The sequence below is a fragment of the Pedobacter sp. KBW06 genome, from assembly GCF_003852525.1.
Classification (GTDB): domain Bacteria; phylum Bacteroidota; class Bacteroidia; order Sphingobacteriales; family Sphingobacteriaceae; genus Pedobacter.
Genome location: NZ_QAJL01000002.1, coordinates 697,346 through 721,486 on the forward strand (window position 1 = coordinate 697,346; position 24,141 = coordinate 721,486).

At 43.5% G+C, this 24,141-nt stretch carries 19 protein-coding genes and 2 tRNA genes; 12 read left to right on the top strand and 9 right to left on the bottom strand.

Going from position 1 to position 24,141, the window contains the following annotated elements; all coding sequences use genetic code 11:
- Window positions 1-83 precede the first annotated feature (83 nt).
- Genes DBR43_RS13085 through DBR43_RS13095 form a run of 3 tightly spaced genes read left to right on the top strand, consistent with a single transcriptional unit; the run spans window position 84 to window position 2,400 of the window.
- On the top strand, window positions 84-746 hold the full coding sequence (locus tag DBR43_RS13085; protein WP_124581482.1) for a metal-dependent transcriptional regulator: 663 nt from the start codon (window positions 84-86) through the stop codon (window positions 744-746).
- 49 nt (window positions 747-795) lie between these two features.
- Window positions 796-2,088 carry a DUF2130 domain-containing protein gene (locus DBR43_RS13090; protein ID WP_233602963.1) on the top strand — a complete coding sequence of 431 codons (1,293 nt, stop codon included), beginning with the start codon at window positions 796-798 and terminating at the stop codon, window positions 2,086-2,088.
- Window positions 2,089-2,100: 12 nt separating this feature from the next.
- Window positions 2,101-2,400, top strand: a complete 300-nt coding sequence (locus DBR43_RS13095) for a hypothetical protein (RefSeq protein ID WP_124581484.1) — start codon at window positions 2,101-2,103, stop codon at window positions 2,398-2,400.
- A gap of 1 nt (window position 2,401) precedes the next feature.
- On the opposite strand, the gene rlmF is transcribed toward DBR43_RS13095, so the two are convergent.
- From rlmF to DBR43_RS13130, 7 genes are all read right to left on the bottom strand, one after another.
- Complete coding sequence (gene rlmF / locus DBR43_RS13100; RefSeq protein WP_124581486.1) at window positions 2,402-3,343, bottom strand: 23S rRNA (adenine(1618)-N(6))-methyltransferase RlmF; 942 nt, start codon at window positions 3,341-3,343, stop codon at window positions 2,402-2,404.
- Between the two features lie 44 nt (window positions 3,344-3,387).
- Complete coding sequence (locus DBR43_RS13105) at window positions 3,388-4,791, bottom strand: alkaline phosphatase (protein ID WP_124581488.1); 1,404 nt, start codon at window positions 4,789-4,791, stop codon at window positions 3,388-3,390.
- Window positions 4,792-4,876: 85 nt separating this feature from the next.
- Window positions 4,877-5,917 carry an endonuclease/exonuclease/phosphatase family protein gene (locus DBR43_RS13110; protein ID WP_233602964.1) on the bottom strand — a complete coding sequence of 347 codons (1,041 nt, stop codon included), beginning with the start codon at window positions 5,915-5,917 and terminating at the stop codon, window positions 4,877-4,879.
- An 88-nt stretch (window positions 5,918-6,005) separates the two neighbouring features.
- A complete protein-coding gene (locus DBR43_RS13115) occupies window positions 6,006-7,535 on the bottom strand; it encodes a SusD/RagB family nutrient-binding outer membrane lipoprotein (RefSeq protein WP_124581490.1) in 1,530 nt (509 codons plus the stop codon).
- A gap of 11 nt (window positions 7,536-7,546) precedes the next feature.
- Window positions 7,547-10,876, bottom strand: coding sequence for a SusC/RagA family TonB-linked outer membrane protein (locus DBR43_RS13120; RefSeq protein ID WP_124581492.1), 3,330 nt, complete (start codon window positions 10,874-10,876; stop codon window positions 7,547-7,549).
- Between the two features lie 236 nt (window positions 10,877-11,112).
- A complete protein-coding gene (locus DBR43_RS13125) occupies window positions 11,113-12,246 on the bottom strand; it encodes a FecR family protein (RefSeq protein ID WP_124581494.1) in 1,134 nt (377 codons plus the stop codon).
- Between the two features lie 87 nt (window positions 12,247-12,333).
- Window positions 12,334-12,903: an RNA polymerase sigma factor gene (locus tag DBR43_RS13130; protein WP_124581496.1), complete on the bottom strand. Its 570-nt coding sequence runs from the start codon at window positions 12,901-12,903 to the stop codon at window positions 12,334-12,336.
- A 253-nt stretch (window positions 12,904-13,156) separates the two neighbouring features.
- Here DBR43_RS13130 and DBR43_RS13135 point away from each other — a divergent pair, with 253 nt between their 5' ends.
- The 4 genes from DBR43_RS13135 (at window position 13,157) to DBR43_RS13150 (ending at window position 14,579) form a co-directional block, all read left to right on the top strand.
- On the top strand, window positions 13,157-13,513 hold the full coding sequence (locus DBR43_RS13135; protein ID WP_124581498.1) for a diacylglycerol kinase family protein: 357 nt from the start codon (window positions 13,157-13,159) through the stop codon (window positions 13,511-13,513).
- A complete protein-coding gene (gene recO, locus DBR43_RS13140; RefSeq protein ID WP_124581500.1) occupies window positions 13,503-14,228 on the top strand; it encodes a DNA repair protein RecO in 726 nt (241 codons plus the stop codon). Before DBR43_RS13135 ends, recO begins: the two co-directional genes overlap by 11 nt.
- A gap of 125 nt (window positions 14,229-14,353) precedes the next feature.
- Window positions 14,354-14,428: transfer RNA gene (locus tag DBR43_RS13145), tRNA-Val, on the top strand.
- A 76-nt stretch (window positions 14,429-14,504) separates the two neighbouring features.
- Window positions 14,505-14,579, top strand: a tRNA-Val gene (locus DBR43_RS13150).
- A gap of 68 nt (window positions 14,580-14,647) precedes the next feature.
- Here the strand turns inward: DBR43_RS13150 and DBR43_RS13155 are convergent.
- Entirely contained in the window at window positions 14,648-16,126 is a 1,479-nt protein-coding gene (locus DBR43_RS13155; protein WP_124581501.1) for a TPM domain-containing protein, read from the bottom strand.
- Window positions 16,127-16,356: 230 nt separating this feature from the next.
- On the opposite strand from DBR43_RS13155, the gene DBR43_RS13160 reads away from it, so the two are divergent.
- From DBR43_RS13160 to DBR43_RS13180, 5 genes are all read left to right on the top strand, one after another.
- On the top strand, window positions 16,357-16,767 hold the full coding sequence (locus DBR43_RS13160; protein ID WP_124581502.1) for an HYC_CC_PP family protein: 411 nt from the start codon (window positions 16,357-16,359) through the stop codon (window positions 16,765-16,767).
- A gap of 76 nt (window positions 16,768-16,843) precedes the next feature.
- Entirely contained in the window at window positions 16,844-18,226 is a 1,383-nt protein-coding gene (locus tag DBR43_RS13165) for a TolC family protein (protein ID WP_124581504.1), read from the top strand.
- A gap of 12 nt (window positions 18,227-18,238) precedes the next feature.
- On the top strand, window positions 18,239-21,388 hold the full coding sequence (locus DBR43_RS13170; RefSeq protein ID WP_124581506.1) for an efflux RND transporter permease subunit: 3,150 nt from the start codon (window positions 18,239-18,241) through the stop codon (window positions 21,386-21,388).
- A 5-nt stretch (window positions 21,389-21,393) separates the two neighbouring features.
- A complete protein-coding gene (locus tag DBR43_RS13175; protein ID WP_124581508.1) occupies window positions 21,394-22,482 on the top strand; it encodes an efflux RND transporter periplasmic adaptor subunit in 1,089 nt (362 codons plus the stop codon).
- 5 nt (window positions 22,483-22,487) lie between these two features.
- Window positions 22,488-22,937 carry a hypothetical protein gene (locus tag DBR43_RS13180; protein WP_124581510.1) on the top strand — a complete coding sequence of 150 codons (450 nt, stop codon included), beginning with the start codon at window positions 22,488-22,490 and terminating at the stop codon, window positions 22,935-22,937.
- A gap of 114 nt (window positions 22,938-23,051) precedes the next feature.
- On the opposite strand, the gene DBR43_RS13185 is transcribed toward DBR43_RS13180, so the two are convergent.
- Window positions 23,052-24,011, bottom strand: a complete 960-nt coding sequence (locus tag DBR43_RS13185; RefSeq protein WP_124581512.1) for a hypothetical protein — start codon at window positions 24,009-24,011, stop codon at window positions 23,052-23,054.
- Window positions 24,012-24,141 lie beyond the last annotated feature (130 nt).

The window sequence follows — 24,141 nt, forward strand, 5'->3', positions numbered from 1 at the left end:
TCTTCATAATTATACTACAAAACTATAAAAGTTAGACTAGTCTAACAAATATAATCTGACATTTATTGTTTTATATTTGCAGCATGCTATCTTACACGGAAGAAAACTATTTAAAGGCTTTGTTGAAACTAAGCTTTCAGAATGAAGATAAACCTGAGGCCGGGACCAATGAAATGGCGGCTTATCTGGGGGTTAAACCTGCCACGGCAACAGACATGCTGAAAAAGCTGAAAGAAAAGGAATTGGTTACTTACAAGAAGTATGGGAAGATCTTATTAACTGAAACCGGAAAACAAAACGGAATCGCCATTTTAAGGAAACACCGTTTATGGGAAACCTTTTTATACGAAAAGCTTGATTTCAGCTGGGATGAGGTTCATGAAGTGGCAGAGCAACTGGAGCATATTCAATCGGCAAAGCTGGTAGATAAGCTGGAAGAGTTCCTCAATTTCCCGGAGTTTGATCCGCATGGCGATCCGATCCCCAAGGCAAACGGAGAAATCCCAACGATTGATAAGATCTTGCTTTCCGAGCTGAAAGAAAATGAATTGTGTAAAGTCGTAGCCGTAAAAGACACCTCTACGGTGTTTCTTCAGTATCTTGAAAAACTGCGCATCACGATAGGCACCCCGATTAAAGTACTGGAACGCATCGACTTTGACGGTTCCTTAAGCATTCAGATTGCCGGGGAAGAAGCGCGAAATGTATCTATGAAGTTTGCAGAAAGTTTGTTTGTAAAGAGATAGTCGTAAATTTGTATTCATTCAATTCATCCGTTCCCATTACATTCAAGATATGTCAACAGAAATAAAATGCCCTAATTGTGCACACACTTTTCCTATAGAAGAGGTAATGGCTGAGGAATATAAAAAAGACCTCAGAGAGAAGATGGTCTCTTTTACCAAACAAAAGGACGAAGAATACAATAAAAAACTGAATGAGTTAGGCCAGCAGCAGAAACAGCAGGAGCAGGTATTTGAACAGCAGCACAAGCTCCAGGCCCAGGCTTTCGAGCAAAAGCTGGCAGAAGAAAAGAAAGTCCTTCAGACCGCACTGGAAGAGAGTTTAAGAAAAAGCATTGCCAGCGATTTTGAAAACAAACTTCAAATGATGAACGCGGCCAATAAAGAGAGTGAAGAAAAGCTGAAGCTTGCCCGCGCCAAAGAGCTGGACTTCCTGATGAAGGAAAAAGCAATGAAGGAGAAGGAAGAAGAAATGGAGATCCAGCTTCAACGCAAACTTCAGGAGCAACGCGCTGAAATGGTCGAACAGATCAGAAAACAGGAAACCGAAAAGAATAACCTCAAAGATACCGAACACCAGCTCAGGGTAAAAGAACTGGAAAAACAACTCGATGACCAGAAAAAACTGGCCGAGGAAATGAAGCGTAAGGCCGAACAAGGCTCTATGCAATTGCAGGGCGAAGTTCAGGAGCTGATCCTGGAAGAGCTCTTACGCAATGCTTTCCCTTTTGACCTCATTACCGAAGTCGGCAAAGGTGTAAGAGGAGCAGATTGTGTACACCATGTCAGAAATCAATTCGGGCAGGAATGTGGCAAAATCATTTATGAAAGCAAGCGAACCAAGGACTTCTCCATGGAATGGATTGAGAAACTGAAAAAGGACATGCGCAGCATGGGGGTTGATGTGGCAGTAATCGTGACGCAAAGCTACCCTAAAGGCATGGATTGTTTTGGAGAAAAAGACGGGGTCTGGATTTGCTCTTTTGATGAAGTAAAAGCAGTTTCTTATATCCTCAGAGATGGTATTGTCAAATTGTTTGGTGCCATAAAATCCCAGGAAAACCGTGGGGATAAAATGCACATGCTTTACGATTACCTGACCAGCAATGAGTTTTCAGAACAGTGGAAAGCCATCAGAGAAGGTTTCATGAGCATGAAACTCTCCATCCAGAAAGAACGTGATGCGATGGAAAAACTCTGGAAAGCCCGTGAGAAACAACTGGAAAAAGTAATGTTAAACGCAGCACATATCCGTGGTTCCATCGAAGGGATTGCCGGAACAGATACCATTCAGCTTAGCCTTACTGATGATGAAGACGATGATGATGCCCTGCTATTAGAATAATAATTTCTGCCGATGATCTACGCAAAGAAGAAAGTCCAAAATACCGCAAACCTGGCTGCTCAGACAGCTAAGATCATTGCCAACGTAAAAGAACTGGAAGAAAAGAACCTGATCCGGCTGGAAGAAAAGGAGATATATTTATATCCTGATATCTGGAAGGATACAGCAACAGCATTGAACTGGATCAAATGCCTGCATCTTTACTATATGCTTAAAAGACGATTTAAAGAAAGTGACCCCCTGTTGTTCAAACATATGGAAACAGGGGAATTAATTGGTTCTTTTAAAAATAAAAAAGCGAAATTAATGTAAGCTACCACCTGCTTTTTTTCCAGTTTGCCTGCTCCTCAGGACTTAAGAAAGTCCAGGCTACAAAACGGCTGATCTTCTGCCCCTGGGCCATCTCTATCGTTCTGATCTCTACCGGACGTTGTCTTTCCAGAGAACCATAAATAAAAGGCACATTCATGCTTTTTGAAACGAGCGTGGAGAACCAAAAACATTGCTTGGCTAAGGCGGCACTCTCTTCGATCATCTTCCGGATGAAGCCAACTTCACCACCTTCACACCAGAGCTCGGCCTGTTGCCCGCCAAAATTAAGCACCGGATCTTTCCCTCTCTGCTTACCGAGGTTCCTCACTTTACGCTGGCTTCCGGCCTGCGCCTCCGCTGCAGAAGCATGGAAAGGAGGATTGCACAAGGTAAAATCAAAGAGCTCTCCGGGTTTTACCACGCCTTTAAAAATATGATTTTTGCTGCTCTGCAGCCTTGGAAATACCGCGGCAGATAATGCCGGGTTTATAGAGGCAATATTCTTCGCTGATTTAATGGCGTAACTGTCCACGTCAGAACCGGCAAAGGTCCATCCGTACTCCTGATGGCCAATGATCGGATAAATGCAATTTGCCCCCAAGCCAATATCCAGGCCTTTCACATGTTTTCCTTTGGGCACAACGCCTTCATTTACGGAAGCCAGTAAATCGGCAAGGTAATGAATATAATCTGCCCTTCCGGGAATTGGCGGACATAGATAACCTTCCGGAATATCCCAATGGTCTATCTGATAGAAATGTTTCAGTAATGCTTTATTCAAGAGCTTCACCGCCACAGGATCCGAAAAATCTATCGATTCATCACCATAGGCGTTAAGGGCAACAAAAGGATGCAATTCCGGCAGACTTTTAATCAGTTCCGGAAAATCATACCTGGACCGATGCTTGTTTCTTGGATGTAAGACTTGTTTTTCTATAGACATTACCTTCGACTAAATAATTCGTCAAAGGTAATGTTATTTTAATTTCAGGCCTTCACTAAATAATGTTCCGCTACTTCCGCAGCATGTAACATCATGTTATGTACCTCTGTATTTTTGATAAGTGGCCTTAACTGCTCACTTCCAGGTCCAAACATTGCAATCTCTACAAAATCCGCAGCATGGTCCATTCCTGCCCAACCTACAGAAGTATGTTTAAACTGCATCTTTGCCATTTCATAGAAAGGCAGTTTTTCGTCGTTATACAATTGCCCTTCCTGAATATCGGAGAAATGAGTCAGCAGGTTTTTAGCTTCTGCATCGGTGATCAGCATTCCCTGACCGCTTTTGATCAGTTCGATCACCTGTGCAGGGCTTGACGTCCGGTTCAATTGGTTCAGCACCCACTGATTGCTGTGTTTAAATAACTGAAGACTATCGAAGTTCTTGTCGGCTTTACTACCCGAGAATAAACCAGGATTTGCATTGGCATGATCGGTCGTTATGATTACCAATGTTTCTCCGTCTTTTTCCGCAAAGTCTATTGCGATGGCTACAGCTTCATCAAAAGCCAATTGGTCGAAAATCAGTCCGCCGATGTCATTTCCATGAGCCGCCCAGTCTACCCTTCCGCCTTCTACCTGTAATACAAAACCATCTTTATGGTCTTTCATTAAGGAAATTGCCTTACTGGTCATTTCTGCCAGCGAAGGAACATCTTTCAGCAGCTGAGGTGTATTTTTACGGTCTATTTCATAAGGCAGTCCATCAGGAGCAAAAATCCCTAAAACAGGGGCATTCCCTTTATAGCCCGTCATCTCTGCCTTATTTTCGACTATTTTAAATCCTTGTGTTAAATATTTAGGGAGTAAACTTCCATTTTTTCTTTTTGGTCCGAAATAATCGGCACCACCACCCATCATCACATCAAACTTCAGGTTAAGGTACATTTCTGCAATCTCTTCCATCCCATTGCGGCTATTGATGTTCACACAGAATCCGGCAGGAGTAGCATGAGTAATCGGAACAGTGGTTACACAACCTACTTTCTTACCTGTTTCTTTAAATTTCTGAAGGATTGGCTGTGGTTTTTCACCATTCGGACCTACATTCAGGGAACCATTGTTAACGCGCATACCGCCTCCCCAGGAGGAACTTGCCGCAGCAGAATCAGTCACCATAGAACTGGCCGACGCCGTATCCATTAAACCACGGGTCACTTTAGCATCACGATATAACTGCATCCAGGTGCTTGTTTTACCAAAAGCGCGCTGTGCATAAAGATCAGCCATATTCAACGTTCCCTGGCTCATTCCATCACTGACCAACATAATGATGTTCTTTGCCTTTTTTCTTAGCCCAGCTGGTTTCGCCAATACATCGCCTGCAGATAAAAATGGCAAACCCAATCCGGCCAGCAATCCTCCCTTTAATAATGATCTTCTATTCATTCTGTGTGTTTTGAGCAAAAATATGGTCCCAAGGCGACCTCAGGCTTAACTGCCCGTTAAGCTATTGTTAACAATAAAGTTCCGGCTATTCCTGTCTGAGTTTAAACACAGTCAGGACTCCCTTATGGTCGCTTGGCCAGACTCCCTGCGGTGTAATGAAATAATCTTTGGTCCTTTCCTCTACCCTTTGGTTCCTCAGAATAGAAGATTTAGGGCCCACAACCGAGCTGCGCACTGCTTTGAGAGATTTGTCAGGATAGTAATAGATAAAATCGATCCGTTCTCTTTCGTCTGCATCCGGTGCCCAGGTCATTTTCTTTACTTCCAGATCTTTATTGTCGGAGGGAAAGGTAAAACCAGGATAGTTTAAAGGGTCAGGATGAACGACACGATAGCTGTCTTTAAAACCATTTTTGTACAAAGTCTTAGAATTTTGCCATGGAATGATCATCCCATTATGGTCAAAACTATTTTTTGTAGAGGCTATCCAGTCTAAATGAGAAGCTTCGTTAAAATCTCCACCGAGAAAGACCAGCCTTCCTTTTTTGAGGTCTTGTTTGGCTTCAGTAACAAAGCTTTGAATTGCTTCATCTCTTTTGGAAGCGAGGTTATCCGCCAGGACAGTATCTTTGTTCAGGACCGGTGCATTAAGTTTTTTCCAGGTCGTTCCGCTATACCCCCTGGGCAGATAAACGGCATAATTTTCATAATCCAGATGTGCTGAATAGAGCGCAATTTCCCTTCCTCCAATGTGGGTGATCATTTTATAAATACTTCCCTTTTCTTTAAATACCAGACTGCTATCTGTAATCGGATACTTACTCAATACGCCAGATCCGCTGCTGAAAAAGGAATAATACGATTGTCCCCTTAGGGCAAGATCCTTCAGGATCCGTTCATTAAACCTGGTGTTTTTATAATTCCTCACCTCACTAAAGGTCACCAAATCGGGTTTTAAAGATGCGATTTCGTTAACGATGGCTTCATATCCACCAGGCAATTGCGTTCCTTCCTGCCAAATATTGAGTTGTAATACCTTAAGCTCCAGCTCCTGGCCAGAGGCCGTCTGAATCAAACAAAACAGCAAAGCACTTGCTGAAAACAGTTTTCTCAATGATTTCATCATTTTAAATGTATTTTGAAATAAGTGATATAAAAAACCGGCCGCCCTAAGCAAATCACAAAAGGCGGCCGGTAGGAATTGAGCGTTACAATTATTGTAAGATCCACATTAAACCATTACTCTTATCGTTGCCGGAGTATTGCCTGCTTAAGGCAGCCTTAAGGTTCTCTACGTTGTACTTATACTCCTCTGAAGGGTACAAATAACGCACAGGGATTTTAGTTTTATCATCGGGATTGGTATTTGTCGCAGGATCTATCGGAAGATTAGGATAACCTGTCCGTCTGTAATCATAATAGGCATCATAGGAATACTGCATAAAATACATCAGATATTTCTGCATCCAGACTTGTTTAAGCTGGCTAGCCGGGTTTGCAGAAAAGGCCACAGCTGCTCCTTTCAAATAATCCGCAATATAAGCCGGGGTCATTTTTCTTCCACTATGGTACTTTACGTCATCAGGCGTTGCCTTTACGATAAACTCCATCGACTGCGTAATTCCATCTTCGTAATAAGCTTTACCATTACCAGGAATCCAGCCTCTGATCGCCGCTTCAGCAAGAATAAAGTTTTGCTCATTATAACCAATACGGATGTTTGGCTCTCCTGCCGCGTATCCTGTATACCTCAGGTTATACTGAGAATATTTGTTTGCATTGTAAAGCTTCACTACATCTGAGAAATCAATGACCGGACTCGTTCCCTGATAAGCGTCCCAATCACCCGCAGCCTTTGATTCCGACTCCAGTTTATATCTGGAAGGTGCCGCATAATAGAACAAACGATAATCATTGTATTTCTTCAATGTATCTGTCAGCACACTTGAAATCATCCCATAAGTGGTAAACTTACTTACCGCGTTGTTGTAAGGATAAATCTGTCCGGCTCGATCCGAATACACCAATTGAAGGTTGTCGTTATTGCTGCGCAGTAGAGGTTCTGTGGCTGCGATTTTAGCGAAGCTTTCTTTGATTTTAAGATCCTGATCTGCTTCTTTTTTTGACAGACTGATGAGGACCTTCAACCGGAAAGCATTCACCACCCTGCGCCAGGTGTCAACATTGCCATTAAGAATAGGATCTCCGCTAAAGTTTTTTGCACCATTGAAGGAGTTTGATGCCGTTTCCAGATCTTTTAATACCTGGATCATCACGTCTTTCTGGGTATCGTATTTTGGGCTAACAATTCCCTTTTCTGCCTGAAGTGCTTCAGAGTATGGAATATCACCTACGCTCAAAGAAAGGTAATACAATTTATAGGCTTTGATGAACAAGCCAAGGCCTGTATATGCCTTTTTATCTACCTCTGGCGCGAGGTCAATCATCTTCTGCACATTGGTTAAGACCTGTAAACCGTCAAAGCTGGCAGCTCCAAAGCTATTGTATTGTTCTCCCTGTGCGATCTCGCCCCAAACAATGTGTTTACTCGTCATTGCTGCATAAAGAAAATTCTTGTCTGCTGAGGAACGGGTGATATTGAGGATCAGGTTGGTGGCCAATAAGCCTGGCGTCGTTACTGCAGGGGAATTCGGGTTGGTATTGATGGAGTCGAACTTTTTACAGGACTGCAGAAAAATTATTCCTGCTGCCAGTAAAAGAACGCCTTTATTAAATATTTTCATGTTCGTAATTTTTAAAAGTTAACTTTTACATTGAATCCCATATACCTTACTGATGGGGAGTTTAGGTTATCTATTCCTTTATCAGGATCAGCATACTTCCATTCTTTGGTCCACAACAACATGTTTTGTCCGACGAAACCCACTGAAGCATTCCTCATTCCCAGCTTTTTCACCAGTTCTCCGGGAATTGCATAGGTCAGGCTAAGCTCTCTCAGCTTAAGGAAGGTTTGTAAAAAGTAATTCTGTGGCGCGCCGGTATAGGCATTGGAATGATATTTTTTAGTATAAGCTTCATAAGATACCCCAGTTGTATTTGGAGCAAATACCCTGGTGTCATTAATGATATTTCCATATACGTCTCTGGTAGCGGTACCGGATACTACCGTTACCCCGTTTGCCACATATGATTTCTTTCCATTAACCACTTCATCATACCTCCAGGAATTGTCGCTGTCGATATGAGCTCCTGAATTCCATAATGCCTGAACAGTATTCGAATAGCTGCGTCCGCCAACCCTGCCATCAAAAGAGAAGGAAAGTGAAAAGTTTTTATACCTGAAATTATTATTAATCCCCCAGATCCAGTCAGGGTCAGTATAAGCCAAGACACTATTCTGAGGACTGCGAACCGGCAAACCGTTTTGTAAGATCGGCTGACCATCAGGAGCAGTATCCCATTTCGCACCTGATTCCCAATCCCATCGGCTGCCTTCTTTTACCCATTGTTCTTTGGAAGAATAAACGGGGTCTAACTTCGCGTAATACATTCTGTTCGTTGCCCAGTTCAGCCCTACTGTCCAGCTAAAATCTGTGTTCTTGATCGCTGTTCCTTCCAGGGAAAGCTCGACCCCTCTTCTGGATAATTCTTCCTTCGTATTGATCAGTACGTCTCTGAATCCGGAGGCACTACTGATTCTGGAAGAAGTAATTCTATTGTAGTAAAGGTTATTGAAATAGGTGGCATCAAATCTGATTTTGTTTTTCAGGAAAGCAAAAGCGGCACCGACTTCATAAGTTCTGTTCGTTTGCGGCAAGATGTCCACACCTCTGATTTTTGTTGGAAAGACACTGGAACTGGCCCCATTCCAAACATTGGTAGAAATTCCGTAGCTGTTGTTTACTTCATAAATTCCAGGATCTAATTTTGTCTGTGTCCATGCTCCACGTACCTTGGCCAGGTCTACCCATTCAGGCAACTTAATGATTTCGGAGAACACCAAACTTCCTGAAACCGAAGGATAGAAATAAGAGCGCTGATCAGCCGACAAAGTCGAAGACCAGTCATTACGGCCGGTAAGGTCAAGATAAGCGAAGTTCTTATAGGATAAAGAGAGCTTTGAATACAATCCGTTAACCTGTTTTTTGCGGTTCATCAAAACATCGCCATCAGGATGGATATAAGAAGTTGTTACCGGATCAACCGATGCGGCAAGGGAATAAAATCCAGGAACACTGATTCCGTTCGCAGTTGAAACCCTCACCCCCTGATGCTGGGTATAGTATAAACTTCCTCCCACCATACCATTGATATCAAAATCACCAAGTTTGGTATTCGCTGTTAAGATGACATCATTGTTGATGCTGAATCCATTGTTTTTGATCAGACTGTAATGACCTTTTTTATTCCATCCACCTACAGCGCTGATTGCATTACGGTACTCATCTGTATTTCCATAACTATCCACACCTGTGCGGATCATGGCCTTTAGCCAGGGTTTAATCTCATAACCGGCATTTACATAACCATTGATCAGGTTATAGTCATTCCCATGAAGGATTTCATTGGCAATAAAATAAGGATTGTCATACCAGTTGTTTTCCATCCAGTTTTGCTGCACATTTTCCTTACCGTTTACCCAGTAGTTTTTATAATCCCGGACATCATATTCGGAACCGGTCCAAACGACAAGGTTATACAGATACCCACCACCATTATACTTGGACCCTACATTGTTAGGATAATATCTTTTATTGAAAGTAAAACCTCCATCCAGGCTAAATTTCCCGGCTTTCATATCTCCGGAGATGCTGGCGATAATTTTATTTAATTTACTGTTCGGGTATTGTCCTTTGTCGTAAACATGGGTAAATGAGGTACGAAAACTTCCATATTTTCCTTTTTGAGAAATGCTTAAGCTGTTGTTCAGGATATAGCCCTGCTGCATAAAATTCTTAAGGTTTTCTTTTCCTTTAGAAACCAATGGCATTTCTTCGAACTGGTATGTGGAAGGGTTATATTGTTTAGCGGTCCTTCCGATGTCCAGTTTATCCCCCCAAACATAATCTCCAACACCATATTTGCCACCACCGCCAGAGCTATAGGCGGTCTGCACTTCCGGAAAAGCAAGGAAGCCTGAAGAGAACATATTGCTGCTATTGAACGCAATGTCTAATCCTCCTTCTTTGTTTCCTCTTTTGGTGGTGATCATGATGGCACCATTTCCACCACGGTTACCGTATAGTGCAGATGCTGTGGCACCCTTCAATACATCAATACTTTCCACATCATCCGGAGCGATGTCACTTAATGAAACATTCGCATAGGGTACCCCATCGATTACCAATAAGGCTTCGGCGCCCCTGAGTCTGATGGTTGGGCTTTCTCCAAATTCTGTACTGTTTTTGATATTTAATCCTGCTACCTTACCCGTTAAAGAGGTGGCCACATCTACGCCCTTTACCGAAGTCAGTGTATTTCCCTGTACTTTCTGCACGGCATAGCCCAAAGATTTTTCTTCTCTTTTGATCCCCAGGGCCGTTACAACTACCCCCTCCAGGCTTACCGTAGATTCCTTTAACGTAATGCTGATGCTGGTTTCCTTTCCAACAGTAAATTCCTGGCTCTGATAGCCGATCATACTGATCAGCAGGACCTCATTTTCCGCAGCTACAATTTTAAATGTTCCTTCCCCATCAGTCAGGGTTCTTTTTGTCGTGCCCTTAACGGCGATAGAAGCGCCAGGCAATGGTCCGCCAGTTGCGTCAACCACCTTACCGACGATGTTTACAAAGGAGAAATACGTGCTTACCTTTTCAAAAGAAGACATTTCCTTTTTCCGGATGATGACACTCTTGTCTTCAATGTTATATTTAAGTGGCTGTCCTTCAAAAATCACGTTCAGGACTTCAGTAATCATCATGTTCTTCACATCGATGCTCACTGGTTTTGCCTCTTTAAGGATCGAGGTTGTAAAGAGAAAATCATAACCACTTTGGGATCTTATTTTATCAAAAACCTTTTTCAGGGGGGCATTTTTTTCAGATAAAGTAATCCTTTGCGCATAAGAGCTGGCACTTACCTGTAAGATGGTCGTGATCAAAAGCAGGGTACTCAACTTCATAATCAGCAAAAATTTAGCTACAGGCCGCCTTGGCTCCCGTAGGGATTTAGGGTAAAAATTGTACATTTGATTAGTTTTTAGCGGTTTGCCCTTTCATTTTCCAAGATGCGTCAGGCGATCGCGGTTCATTAATATATTCCAGGATGTATTGATCAATCTGAACTACAGTCAGGATTCCGATTCCAGTCGGTCTCCTGGCTTTTTTGTTTAGCAAAGATCATCTGTTGTTGTCATGGTTATGGCATCACGATGACCCTCCTTCCTTCAACTTTAAACCGAACAGCTCCGGTAGAGGACAACAGGCTTAACACCTGACTGATATTTTTATATCTAGATATCCCACCATTGAAGCGTTCAGCAGTGATTTTACCATTAAACTCAATGTCTACATTATACCAGCGCGACAACTTGCGCATCACACTTTGGATCTCTTCATCATTAAAATCAAAATAACCGTTCTTCCAGGCCAGTACTTCCTGAAGATTTGCAGTACCAACCGTTAAACCTTTATTCTGAGCAACAGATTGCTGCCCTGGTTTAAGGACTTTTTGCGCTCCGGAATTGGATACCCTTACTGAACCTTCAAATAAAGTGGTCCTTACTGCCTGTTCGTTGGTATAACTGTTTACATTAAAATGAGTCCCCAGTACTTCCAGTTCCTGGCCCTTACTCCTCACATAAAAAGGTTTATTTTTATCTTTTGCGACTTCAAAATAAGCCTCCCCGTTTAACTCCACTTTACGCTGTTTGCTGTTTGCGAAACTGGTGGGATATTTTAGAGAAGAGGCTGCATTGAGCCAAACTACGGTCCCATCCGGTAAACTCACCTGGTATTGTCCGCCATTAGGCGTTTCGATCGTGTTAAATCCCGAAGCATTCCCGGCTTTTTGCTCAGAAATGGTATAAATGAGTTGTCCATCGGCCTTTTTGGTGATGGTGATCCCGGATTGTTCTGCAAGGGTTCCGTTTTTTGCGTCTGTTAAAGCGATGCGTTTTCCATCCGCCAAAACCAGATAAGCTTTATTTCCACCGGGGGCGATGTCATTGCTCTGGCTGATTTTAGATTCCACCGGAGGCGCAAGGTTAGTATTGGAGTTGTAAAAATAGATCCCTGCCCCGATCACCATAAGAATGGCCGCAGCGGCCGCAATACGGCGATAAACAATAAACCTGCTTTTTGGAGCAGGCACCTGCTGCCCGATCATTTCCCACATCAGCTCCTTCGTTTCCGAAAGCTCTTCCTGAATCGGGTTGATCTTATTTTTTCTTGCCTGTTGGTTGTACCAGGATTCGATAACCGCCTCCTCTTCCGGAGTACAATTGCCTTCTTCATACTTTTTCAACAGCAATAAAATACCGTCTTTGTTCATATTTGATTTATAAAGGGATGATGCTTTACCCTGATAAGACACGCTGCGGGAGCGAAGGGTGTACGCAATAAGAAAAAATATTTTAATTTATAATTTCAGTAACACCAACAGCACCGTTACCGGCAGGTGTAACTTGAGCCTCAGCAGACGTAAGGCCTTATTGATTTGCTTTTTCACAGTTCCTTCAGAGATGTCCAGGTGTCTTGCAATTTCTGCATGAGGAAGGTATTGCTTCCTGCTCAGGTCAAAAACTTCCCTCATTTTAGGTGGCATCTGACTCAAGCCCTCTTCAATCAGTTGATGAAGTTCTTTGAAACGCAGCTGTTCTTCGGTGCAGGGAATGCCTTCCTGATAAAAGTGACCTAAATCGGCGAGATAACCCAGTTCAACTTTCTCCCTGCGGATCAAATTCAGAATGGTATTTCTGACGGATTTGTACAAATAAGCATTGAGGCTAATGTGCAGTTCCAATTGGGCAGATTTCTGCCATATCCCTGTAAATACCTCCTGAACAACATCACGGGCAAGGTCAGCCTCTCCTAACATACCACGCGCATGGACATAAAGCACCGACCAATACCGATTGTAAATTTCAGTAAAAGCCGCATGATCACCGCCTTTTAAACGGGCAAGTAATTGTTGATCGCTATGTTCCAATTCTCGTTCTCATGTTAAATATCCCCGCAGGCGCTTGTATGCCCGTGCTTTGTTTCCCCCCTGGGAATCTCTTGTGTTTCTGAGCGCTGGATTTTACTGCGACAAAAGTAAAACAGATTCCATGCTTCAAGTTTAAGCAATTGTTAAGGTATTGTTAATAAACATTAAAAACAAGAAGCCGAATTAAAATTGGATATGTTGGAAAGCATGACGTACTTTGCAGGAGGACCAATCCTCATTTGGACGGCATGATATGACTAAGTTTATAAAAAGTTTCGGTTATGCGTTTTCAGGAATTGCCCATGCCTTTAAAAGCCAGCTTAATTTCAGGTTCCATATTGCAGCATTGATTGTTGTTGGCATTGCGGGATGGTATTTTCAATTGTCCACCGGCGAATGGCTCTGGATCGTTGCTGCTGCCGGGATCGTATTGCTCTCTGAATTGTTCAACACTGCTATAGAAGTTCTGGTAGACCTGGTTTCTCCGGATATTCATCCAAAAGCAAAGATCATTAAAGATACGGCTGCCGCTGCAGTATTGATTGCTGCCATTACTGCCATACTTATCGGGCTGATCATTTTCATTCCTAAAATAGCCCATGCTGCATAAAACCCGGGGAATTATACTTAAAACGACGCTCTACAGTGAGAGTAGTGTCGTGGTGCAAATGTTTACCGAGAAATTCGGAATCCAGTCTTACATGATCAACGGAGTTAGAAAGCCAAAGGCGAAGATCAGGATGAACATGCTGCAACCGCTTCACCTGGTAGAAATGATCGTTTATCATAAGGCGAATAGCAGTATCCAGCGGATTTCAGAGTTAAGGCCAACGCCCATCTTCCGCAGCATTCCTTATGACATCATCAAAAGCACCATCACCATTTTCCTGAATGAAGTTTTATACAAAAGCATCCGGCAGCAAATGGCAGATGAACATTTGTTTGATTTTATATTCAGTGCCGTATGCTGGTTTGACGAGTCAGAAGAAACCAACGTAAATTTTCACCTTGCTTTTTTGCTAAAACTCTCCCGTTATTTAGGTTTTGCACCGAGTACAGAGACAAAAAGCGACCAGAGTTATTTCGATTTGCAGGAAGGAGAGTTCAAATCTCTTCCCCCTGTACACCCTTATTTTATAGATAAAGCCGATGCCGCCTTATTTATTTCGCTTTATATTTCACCTTTTGAAAAAATAAATGAAATTAAATTAGAAAATAAAACAAGACGCTCTATTCTTGATAAAATACTGGTTTACTACACCTTACACACCGCATCTTTCGGAGAAATCCGCTCACATCAGGTCCTTGAAGATGTGCTCTCTTAAAAAAGCTGAAAAAACTTTTGCAAAAATGATTTTAGGGTGTATATTTGCAATCCCAAAACGAAGGGAACTTTGACAAACGAATACGGCTTACTCAGCTGGTTTAATACAAAAAGAGTAGAATCAAGGGGAGATTAGCTCAGCTGGTTCAGAGCACCTGCCTTACAAGCAGGGGGTCACTGGTTCGAACCCAGTATCTCCCACTAAAAGCCTCAGAGAAATCTAAGGCTTTTTAAATAGCAACCTTACTCGGTTGGATATAAAAAGAGTAGAACCAAAGGGAGATTAGCTCAGCTGGTTCAGAGCACCTGCCTTACAAGCAGGGGGTCACTGGTTCGAACCCAGTATCTCCCACTAAAAAACCTGTTCATCAATGATGAACAGGTTTTTTTCATTTATATCATTGTTGTTTTCCTCAGCCTTTACCAGCTGCTTCCGGAACCAGCACCTCCCGAAGACCCTCCGCCCCAACTACCTGATGAACCGGAACTGCCGGAAGAACCTGAGCCATTGTCGCCGGAACTGCCATTACCCGACCCTATCGTAAAACTAAAGCTCCGTCTCCTGATCGGCTCAGATTTATTAAATTTAGCCTTACAAAACTGACATTCATATTCATTAAGACTAAGCCCTTCCTGTTTCGAAGTCGCCTTCTTTTCTGTTTTAGAACTCAGTCTCTTTCCCGTCATATTCCCGCAGGAGCTACATTTCACAATCCCGGAATTCCCGTTCAGGTATTTAACCTTGAGCAGGTCATCGCAGTCCTCTGCGCGCCAGACATCATAAGAAACTGCCCCCAGCCTATGCTCCATCCTTTCTGCCTCCGACAAGCCATTCTTTTCTTCCTCCCGAACCAGTTTCATATTTGACTGACATTTTTCCGAATAATAAGGCGCATAACGAAGCCGCCGCAGTTTAATTTTCAGCCTTATAAACTGAATCATCAACAGCGGCAATGGGAATAAAAAAGTATAGTAGATAAGGTCTTTCATTTTTAACTTCAGCCCGTCGTAGCGCTCTGCCCGGCTCTTCTTATCATCTTTCATCGCATACATGATTTCGCCGGTAAAATAAACACTCATACAAATGCACCAGCAGCCATAAAGAATTGCGATCATCACCCGGTAGTTAAGATAGACATTTGTAAACACGGCCAGTAACGTGACAATGAGTGCCGGGCCGAACAATAAGAAAATACCCCACCAGCAAGAGGTATTATGAAGTACGCGCTCACCTGCAGGCGAGCAGACATAAATGGTATAAATAGCGATATAAACGATGAGCACCAGGAAATCCTGAAACAAGACCCTGAGCGGATACACCGGCTTTTCTTCCGATAACGATCCATTACGCGATATCAGTTCTTCTTTTGATGCAGACAACCGGGCTGCCACTTTTTCGACTCCTGATAAAACGGCCCCATCATAATCTCCTGCTTTTAGTTTAGGGAGCATCTCCTGCTGTTGAATCCGAAAAGCGATCATATCCGGGAACACACCTTCCAAACCATAGCCTACCTCAAATTCAACCCTTCTCTGATCTTTAATCAGTAAGATCAACAAGCCATTATGTGTATCCTGGTCGCCAATTTTCCAGGTTCTGAACAACTTATTCGCAAAATCCTTTGGAAGGGCATTTCCAATTGAATTGACAAGAACAACTGCCACCTGAGCTTTCTTTTCCTTATCCAGTTTCGTAAGGATCTCATTGAGCCTGATTACCGTAGCCCCACTGATCATCTGATCTTCATTGCTCACATAGCCTTTTCCATAATCCTTTGGATTAAGAAGGCTATCAACAGATCGGTCAACACCATTACGCACAGATACTTCAGCCTTTAAAGGCTGGCAAAACCATAAGGTAACCAATAGAAAAAACTGAAAAACCGGGCTTCTGAACATTAAAATTGGCTATATACGATTGGTTTTATACCAACCTCATTAAAAGAAATAAAATTTAACATGCGATATAAAAAATGCTTTCTGACCTAACCAACAACCAAGCCAAACTACAATTCCGGTAAAAATCTTCCATGAAAATACATTTTCAGTCCTCCAGCTAAAATTATATAAATCATTTTCAGAATTCTATAAGATCTTTTTTAAAGAGAACAGCATCTTTGTTTCCTGTTATGAGAAGACTGTTCAGCCTGTTTCTTTGCATTTTGTTCCTGACCGTATCCACCGGATTTACGGCCAGTGCTCATTTTTGCAATGGCATCAAACAGGAGATTCAGTTTTTTCCCGACGATCATCAAAATAAAGTATGTCCGGTTTGCGTGATTAAAACCAAACAGAAAACCAGGAAAGACAATTGCTGCAAACATGAAAAAGAGCAAATCAAACTCACAGAAAAAGTAGAGAAGATTTCACAGCAGCAAAGCCTGTTTAAGTTTTCCGGAGAAACCGTTCTTCATCAACACCCTCTTCCTGCTTTCGGCGGAAGCTCTGTTTCAACAGAACTTAAAGTTCCTTCATTTTATTTTTCTACTCCCAAAGAGCGGCCCCCGCTCTATGTATTACATTGCGTATACAGAATATAGACCATCCCCTTTTTGAAACCTGTAGTATGTTTCCATACTAAGTCGTCATGATGGTTTAATTTCTAATTATTATACAATGAATATCAGATTCATTGCGTTAGCGGCATTTTGTGGCTTATCGACGCTGTCGTATGCCCAAACTTTACAACTGCCCGACGCATTACAACGTTCTATACAGAACTACGAAAAGATTAAAGCAAAAGAAGCCCTGGTCCTGGCTTCCCGCGAAAATATTACTTATCAGAAAAGTCAGCATTTACCAGATTTCAGCCTGTTGGCACAACAGAGCTATGGGACCATCAATGCCCAGAACGGGCCGATGTATGCTTATGGGGGATTAGGTAGTGCCGCCAGCTCTATGCCACTTGCAGAACAGAACTGGAATGCCGCTTTTGGTTCCCTTTACCTGGCCAACATCAACTGGAACCTCTTTACTTTTGGCCGGATAAAAAACCAGGTTCAGATCGCAAGGACAGATGAAAAAGTAGCCATTGCAGATCTGGAGCAGGAAAAGTTTCAGCACCAGGTAAAAGTTGGCGCCGCTTATCTCAACCTGCTGGCCAGTCAGCGGATCAAATATGTACAAGAGAAAAATCTGGATCGCGCTCAGGTATTCATGACCACCACGGTAAGCCGTGCAGCAAGCGGACTGATTCCGGGAGTAGACGCATCTCTTGCCAGGGCAGAAGTTTCCAACGCCCAATCTGCAAGGATTAAGGCCTATGATATGGAGCTGGAATACGCCAAATCGCTTTCCGTACTGCTTGGTGAACAGTACCAAAGCTTTTCCCTGGATTCTGTTTTTACGCGTACAACCCCGCAACTGACAGACAAGAATCCCTCAGTAAAGCAACACCCGATCTTGTTATGGCAAAAAAGTAAAGTAGAAAGCAGTGAACAGGCAGAAAAGCTTCATCGCTCGAACAAACTTCCCTCTTTATCTGCTTTTGGTGTACTTCAGGGACGCGGTTCAGGGTTTGAATGGAATTATGTACAAGACAACAGTGCCTATTCCAGGTCTTACGGAAAAGGAGCAGGAATAGACCGTGGCAATTACCTCACGGGATTGACCCTGAGCTGGAACCTGACCAATCTTTATCGGTTCTCCGCAAAGACAAGGGAACAAAAATACAGGACACAATCCCTTCAAAATGAGTATCAGCTCATCAATGAGGATTTATCTGCACAAACACAACTCGCCAATGCCAAATTAAAAAATGCAATAGAGAATTTTGAAGAGACGAAAATCCAGATTAAAGCCGCATCCGATGCCTACCGTCAGAACATGGCTTTATACCGGAATGGATTGACCACCATTGTAGACCTGACCCAATCCCTCTATGCACTGAACCGGGCGGAGATTGACTTTGAAATTGCCCGGAACAACATCTGGCAAGCCCTGCTCATCAAATCTGCCGCAATGGGGGAATTGTCTATTTTATTAAATGCCATCCAATAATCCCGAACAAACATGAATTTAATACGCTTAGCACTGCGCAAGCCCATTTCCATTATGGTGATGGTACTCGGGCTTTTGTTCTTCGGGATCAAAGCCTCTAAGGATATCAAGATTGATATTCTTCCGGAAATGAACCTTCCTGTGGTCTATATTGCCCATTCCTTCAATGGCTATACACCGCAGCAGATGGAAGGTTATTTCACCAAGATGTATGTGAACATGATGCTCTTTACCAGTGGCATCAAAAGTATAGAAACTAAAAATACACAGGGGCTCACCCTGATGAAACTCAACTTTTATGAAGGAATAGACATGGGCCAGGCCATCGCAGAGATCAGCGCCTTGTCCAACCGTTCGCAGGTATTCTTACCTCCGGGTGCACCTCCACCCTTCATTATCCGTTTCGATGCTTCTTCACAGCCCGTGGGCCAGCTCGTTTTCAGGAGTGAGACCAAGACCAATAATGAGTTACAGGATATCGCCAACTTTACCGCGCGCCCCTTCCTGATTGCCATTCCCGGACTCACCACAGCTCCTCCTTTCGGCGGAAGTCCGAGAACTGTCGAGATCAATATTGACCCCAATAAATTACGGACCCACCAGCTTTCTCCGGACCAGATCGTAGAAGCAATCAGCCGCAATAACATCACGGCCCCATCGGGAAATGTTTATATCAATGACATCAACTACCTGACGCCAACAAATAACACCATTAAAGCGGTAGAAGATTTCGGCAATATCCCAATCTTTAAAGGCAAGGTCGACAACGTCTATATCCGAGATGTGGCAACCGTAAAAGACGGTGCAGACATTACCACAGGTTACGCCCTGATCAATGGCAAGCGTTCTGTATACATCAATATTGCAAAATCCGGAAACGCTTCTACCTGGGATGTCGTGAGCAACCTGAAAAAGGCCATTCCAAATATCCAGAATAACCTGCCCGGCGACATCAGGATTTCGTATGAATTTGACCAGTCGGTGTATGTGATCAATGCCGTAAAAAGTTTAATTGTAGAGGGCGCATTAGGTGCCATATTGACCGGATTGATGGTCTTATTGTTCCTCGGCGATCGCCGTTGTGCCATCATTGTGATATTGACCATCCCGATTTCCATTATTTCCGGTGTTCTCTTCCTCAAGCTCTTCGGACAAAGCATTAACATCATGTCCCTGTCCGGACTGGCCCTGGCCATCGGAATCCTGGTAGATGAAAGTACAGTAACGATAGAAAATATCCACCAGCATCTGGCCATGGGAAAACCGAAATCACTGGCCATCTGGGATGCCTGTAAGGAGATTGCCTTCCCGAAACTGTTGATCCTGTTGTGTATCCTTGCCGTATTTGCACCGGCCTTTATCATGACCGGAATTCCGGGAGCCTTGTTTATGCCATTGGCCCTCGCCATCGGCTTCTCCATGATCTTCTCCTTCCTGCTATCGCAAACCTTCGTTCCGATTCTATGTAACTGGCTGATCAAACCACTTTCGGCAGAAGAACACAGTAAAGAAGGCCGTTTTGATCGTTTCCGAAACCGCTTTATTGCCTTTCTGGAAAGCCTGCTCCCTAAACGAAAACCCGTGATTATCATCAGCTTTCTGGCAATTGGGGCCCTGATTTACCTGATGTTCAGCATCACCGGAACAGACGTACTGCCTGCTGTAAATTCCAGTCAGTTTCAGGTACGGGTAAAAGCACCGGAAGGTACGCGGATCGAGAAAACCGAGCAAAAGATCAAACAGATGCTGCGTGAACTGGAAACCATTATCGGAAAAGAGCATATCGCAATATCCTCGGTATTTATCGGACAACATCCTTCCTCTTTTGCTGTAAGTCCTATTTATTTATACAACGCAGGGCCGCATGAAGCACTTATGCAGGTAGCATTAAAGGATTATTCCGGAAACACAAATGAATTAAAAGACCAGATCCGGGCACACATGAAAAAGAAAATGCCGGAACTGCAGCTTTCTTTTGAGCCGATCGAGCTGACCGAAAAAATTCTGAGCCAGGGTACCAATACGCCGATTGAAGTGCGTTTCTCAGGAATGATGAAAAAGAGAAATGTCATGTATGCCAATAAGCTCCTGGCAAAACTAAAGGAGATCGATTACCTGAGAGATCAGCAGATCCCTCAATCCTTAAACTATCCGGCCATGGCGATCAATATAGACCGCGTTCGTGCGGCACAGCTGGGAATTGATGCACAGGATATCGCCCGTTCGCTGATTGCTTCCACTGCATCTTCCCGGTATACCAGCAAGAACATGTGGGTAGAAGGAATGATGGGAATTGCCTACGACGTACAGGTCCAGACTCCTCAAAATGTACTGAACAGTAAAGATGAGCTGGCAAATATCCCTCTATCCAAAAATTCTGACCGTCCGGTACTGGGAGATGTGGCGACCATTATGCCAACCACCGCCCTTGGTGAAAGCTATAACCTGGGGACAATGGCCTATACTACGGTTACCGCCAATCTGCACAATCAGGATCTTGGCAGGGCACAGAAGGATGTCAACGCGGCGATCGCTTCCTTAGGAGAAATCCCGAAAGGGCTGAACATTTCTGTCGCAGGAATGTCCCCGGTACTGGACGAAACAATGGAAAGCCTGATCAATGGTTTATTGATCGCTGTACTCGTGATCTTCCTGATGCTGACGGCAAATTTCCAATCTTTCAAAGTCTCTTTCGTGGTCCTGACTACCGTTCCTTTTGTGGTACTGGGATCCCTGGTTCTCCTTAAAATAACAGGTTCTACACTCAACCTGCAATCTTATATGGGCATCATAATGTCCGTTGGGGTCTCTATTGCCAACGCCGTATTGCTGATCAGCAATGCGGAAACCCTAAGGTTACAAAATGGAGATGCTTTTGCTTCGGCGATGAAAGCGGCCTCCCTCAGGATCCGTCCAATCATCATGACCTCCATGGCGATGATGGCAGGAATGCTGCCAATGGCGATCGGACATGGCGAAGGTGGTGATCAGGTATCGCCGTTAGGCCGTGCAGTGATCGGAGGCTTATTTGCCTCTACCTTCTCTGTGCTTATCTTATTACCTCTGGTATTTGCCTGGGTACAGGGAAAAACGAGCACCATCTCCCCTTCCCTTGATCCGGAAGATGAGAACAGCGTCCATTTTATTAAACCAAACCATTAAGAAAAATGAAAAGATTAACTTATATCCTTGCAGGATTGGCGCTGACTTTCAGTGCCTGCAATAATGAAAAGAAAGAAACCGCAAAGACTGCGGCAATGCCGATGATGCCAGGCTTTGAGACGGTTTCCATCCAGAAAAGTAACCCCAGGGTATCGCTGAAGCTGGCAGGAGAACTCCTCGCAGATCAGGAGACGGAATTGTATGCCAAGGTACACAGCTACGTACAGCAGATCAATGTAGACATTGGCTCAAAAGTAAGCGCGGGCCAGGTGCTGATGGTACTGGAAGCTCCGGAGATTCTCGCCCAACTTGCCACAGCAAAATCCAAACTCCATGCACAGGAAGCCATTTACATTGCCACTAAAGCAAATTACGACCGGATGTTTGATGCAGATAAAACCGAAGGGGCCATCTCCAAAGATGCCCTGGACCAGATTACTGCAAAAAAACAAGCCGATGAAGCAACGGTAAATGCCGCAAGGTCTGTTTACAATGAGCTAAAGGCCATGAACAATTACCTGGTCATCCGTGCTCCTTTTAGCGGCACCGTGACCGACAGAAGTGTAGATCTGGGGGCTTATGTTGGTCCTATGGGCAAAGCTGCCGATAAGCCCTTGCTTGTCATACAGAACAACCATAAACTTCGCCTGTCTTTATCCGTTCCTGAATCAAGTACTCCTTACCTGAATGTAGGAGATACGATCCGGTTTAGGGTAAAATCTGTACCGCAAAAGATGTATGCAGCGAGAATCTCCCGTAAATCGGGTGCCCTTGACCTGAAATTACGGTCTGAAAAGATTGAAGCAGATTTCATGAATACAGGCCAGGACCTGAAGCCATTAATGGTTGCAGAGACAAACATCCCTTTACAAGCCGGACAAGCCACTTTCTTTATCCCGAAAACAGCATTAGTAGATGCGAATCTGGGCATCTATGTGATCCGTGTTGAAAACGGAAAGACAAAGAACATCCCTGTTAGTAAAGGACGCATGATGCCCGACAAAGTAGAGGTATTCGGCGAACTCAGCGAGGGCGACCAAATCCTGCTAAAAGCAACTGAAGAAATCGAAGAAGGAACATCCATAAAAAAATAGAAATTATGAACACATTTAATCAATTATGCTGTACCCTGGCCTTATCCAGCGTACTTTTTGCCGCCTGTAATTCCACCGCTCAACCGGTAAATACCACAACAAATAAAGAAGCCGTCAGCACAAAAGCAGCAATACCGGTGGCTCCTGCAGCCCTTACCAGGGGACCTGAAAAAGGAAGCCGGGTGCCCAACAGTGAGGTCTGCATGGTAAATGATGCCTATATGGGGAAAAAACAAATTGAAGTTCCCTACAAAGGGGATATGTTTTATGGCTGCTGCGAGATGTGCGTAGAGCGTATTCCAAAGGATGAAACAGTCAGGATCGCAACCGATCCCCAAACTGGAGAAAAGGTAAGTAAGGCAACCGCCTATATCGTCCTGCTCAGTGAAGAGGGCAGTGTAGCCTATTTTGCCAATGAGAAAAACTACAAAGATTTTGTAGCCAGTCATCAATAAAAGCGGAATAAGAGGATTTCTTGATTCCCTGCCAGACAGGTACAGCTGATCCTGTACTTGTCTGGCTTTTTAATTTCATTTCGGAACGGCAATCAAATGATGAAGGAATCGAGGTCAATTCCGCTCTCCGGAGATTTCTTTGATCAAAGCATCACACTCCTGAAAAGCCTGATAAATATATTTATTCCGGTGTTTCTCTCCCTGCCCGCTAAATGAAACCGACTTACGCATCAGGCTTTGCATCCATGCTTTGGTTTGCAGGCAATAATTAGGATCTTCTGTTTTCAAAAAGTTAAAGGTATTGAAGCGGTTGAAACAGATTTTAGTCCCGTTCATTTCTGCGAGATAGGCAATGGTGCCTAAAACATCACAATTGTACCAGTTAAAAGTATGCGCTGTATCTATGGTCTTTTTACTGCTCATGGCATACATGTTCATATCCGTAAGACAATAGCGCAATTGTACCACCAGCTCCTCCGCTAAAGCATGATCACTGATATACCCCGCTTCATAAGCATACCTGATCTGTTCTAAACTTCCATGAATGCTGTTCTTGGCCCAGATTTCCGTACTCGGGATTTCCAGATAAATGCGGCTTAATTCCTGAGCTATCGCCGTAATGTTTTCCGTAACAAATGACCGTTCAAACTTCTGGGGAGTACTGCTCAGGCTCTCGAACCAGAAGAACAGTTTAAAGGCCGTAAGCTCCGGGTACTTAAAAAGGTGGAACAGGGGAATATCATCTGTCACGATCGTCAGGTGTTTTTCTTTACAGGCATGGATCAGCTTGAGGTTGGTCAACAGGTCAAGAAGGTAATCTTCCATGTTTGGCTCCCCGCCTTCAATTTTAGGGTAGCTGAAAGTTACTGTGGGCGTTTCGTCAGGCTGATATACAATCGGTACTTTAAAAGCATCTGCCAATTTCACCATTTGCTGGAGGGTAAGTGCGCTCTTATTCCTGATCTTTTTATACGCTTCATTTAAACTGATGTTTAAGCAGTCGGCGATGCTTTGGGCGGGATTCTGATAGGCTGGCAAAGTCAGCTTCAGGCGGTCAATAAAATTCTGTTGCATATTTGATCATCAAAGATTATTATTTAGCGAGATTGACCAGACAATTATTAGCTTTTCAAGCCAACTTCATACTTTAAGATTATTTATCAGGTGAAACATCTCTTTATCTAAGGTAACAATTAATCTTAAA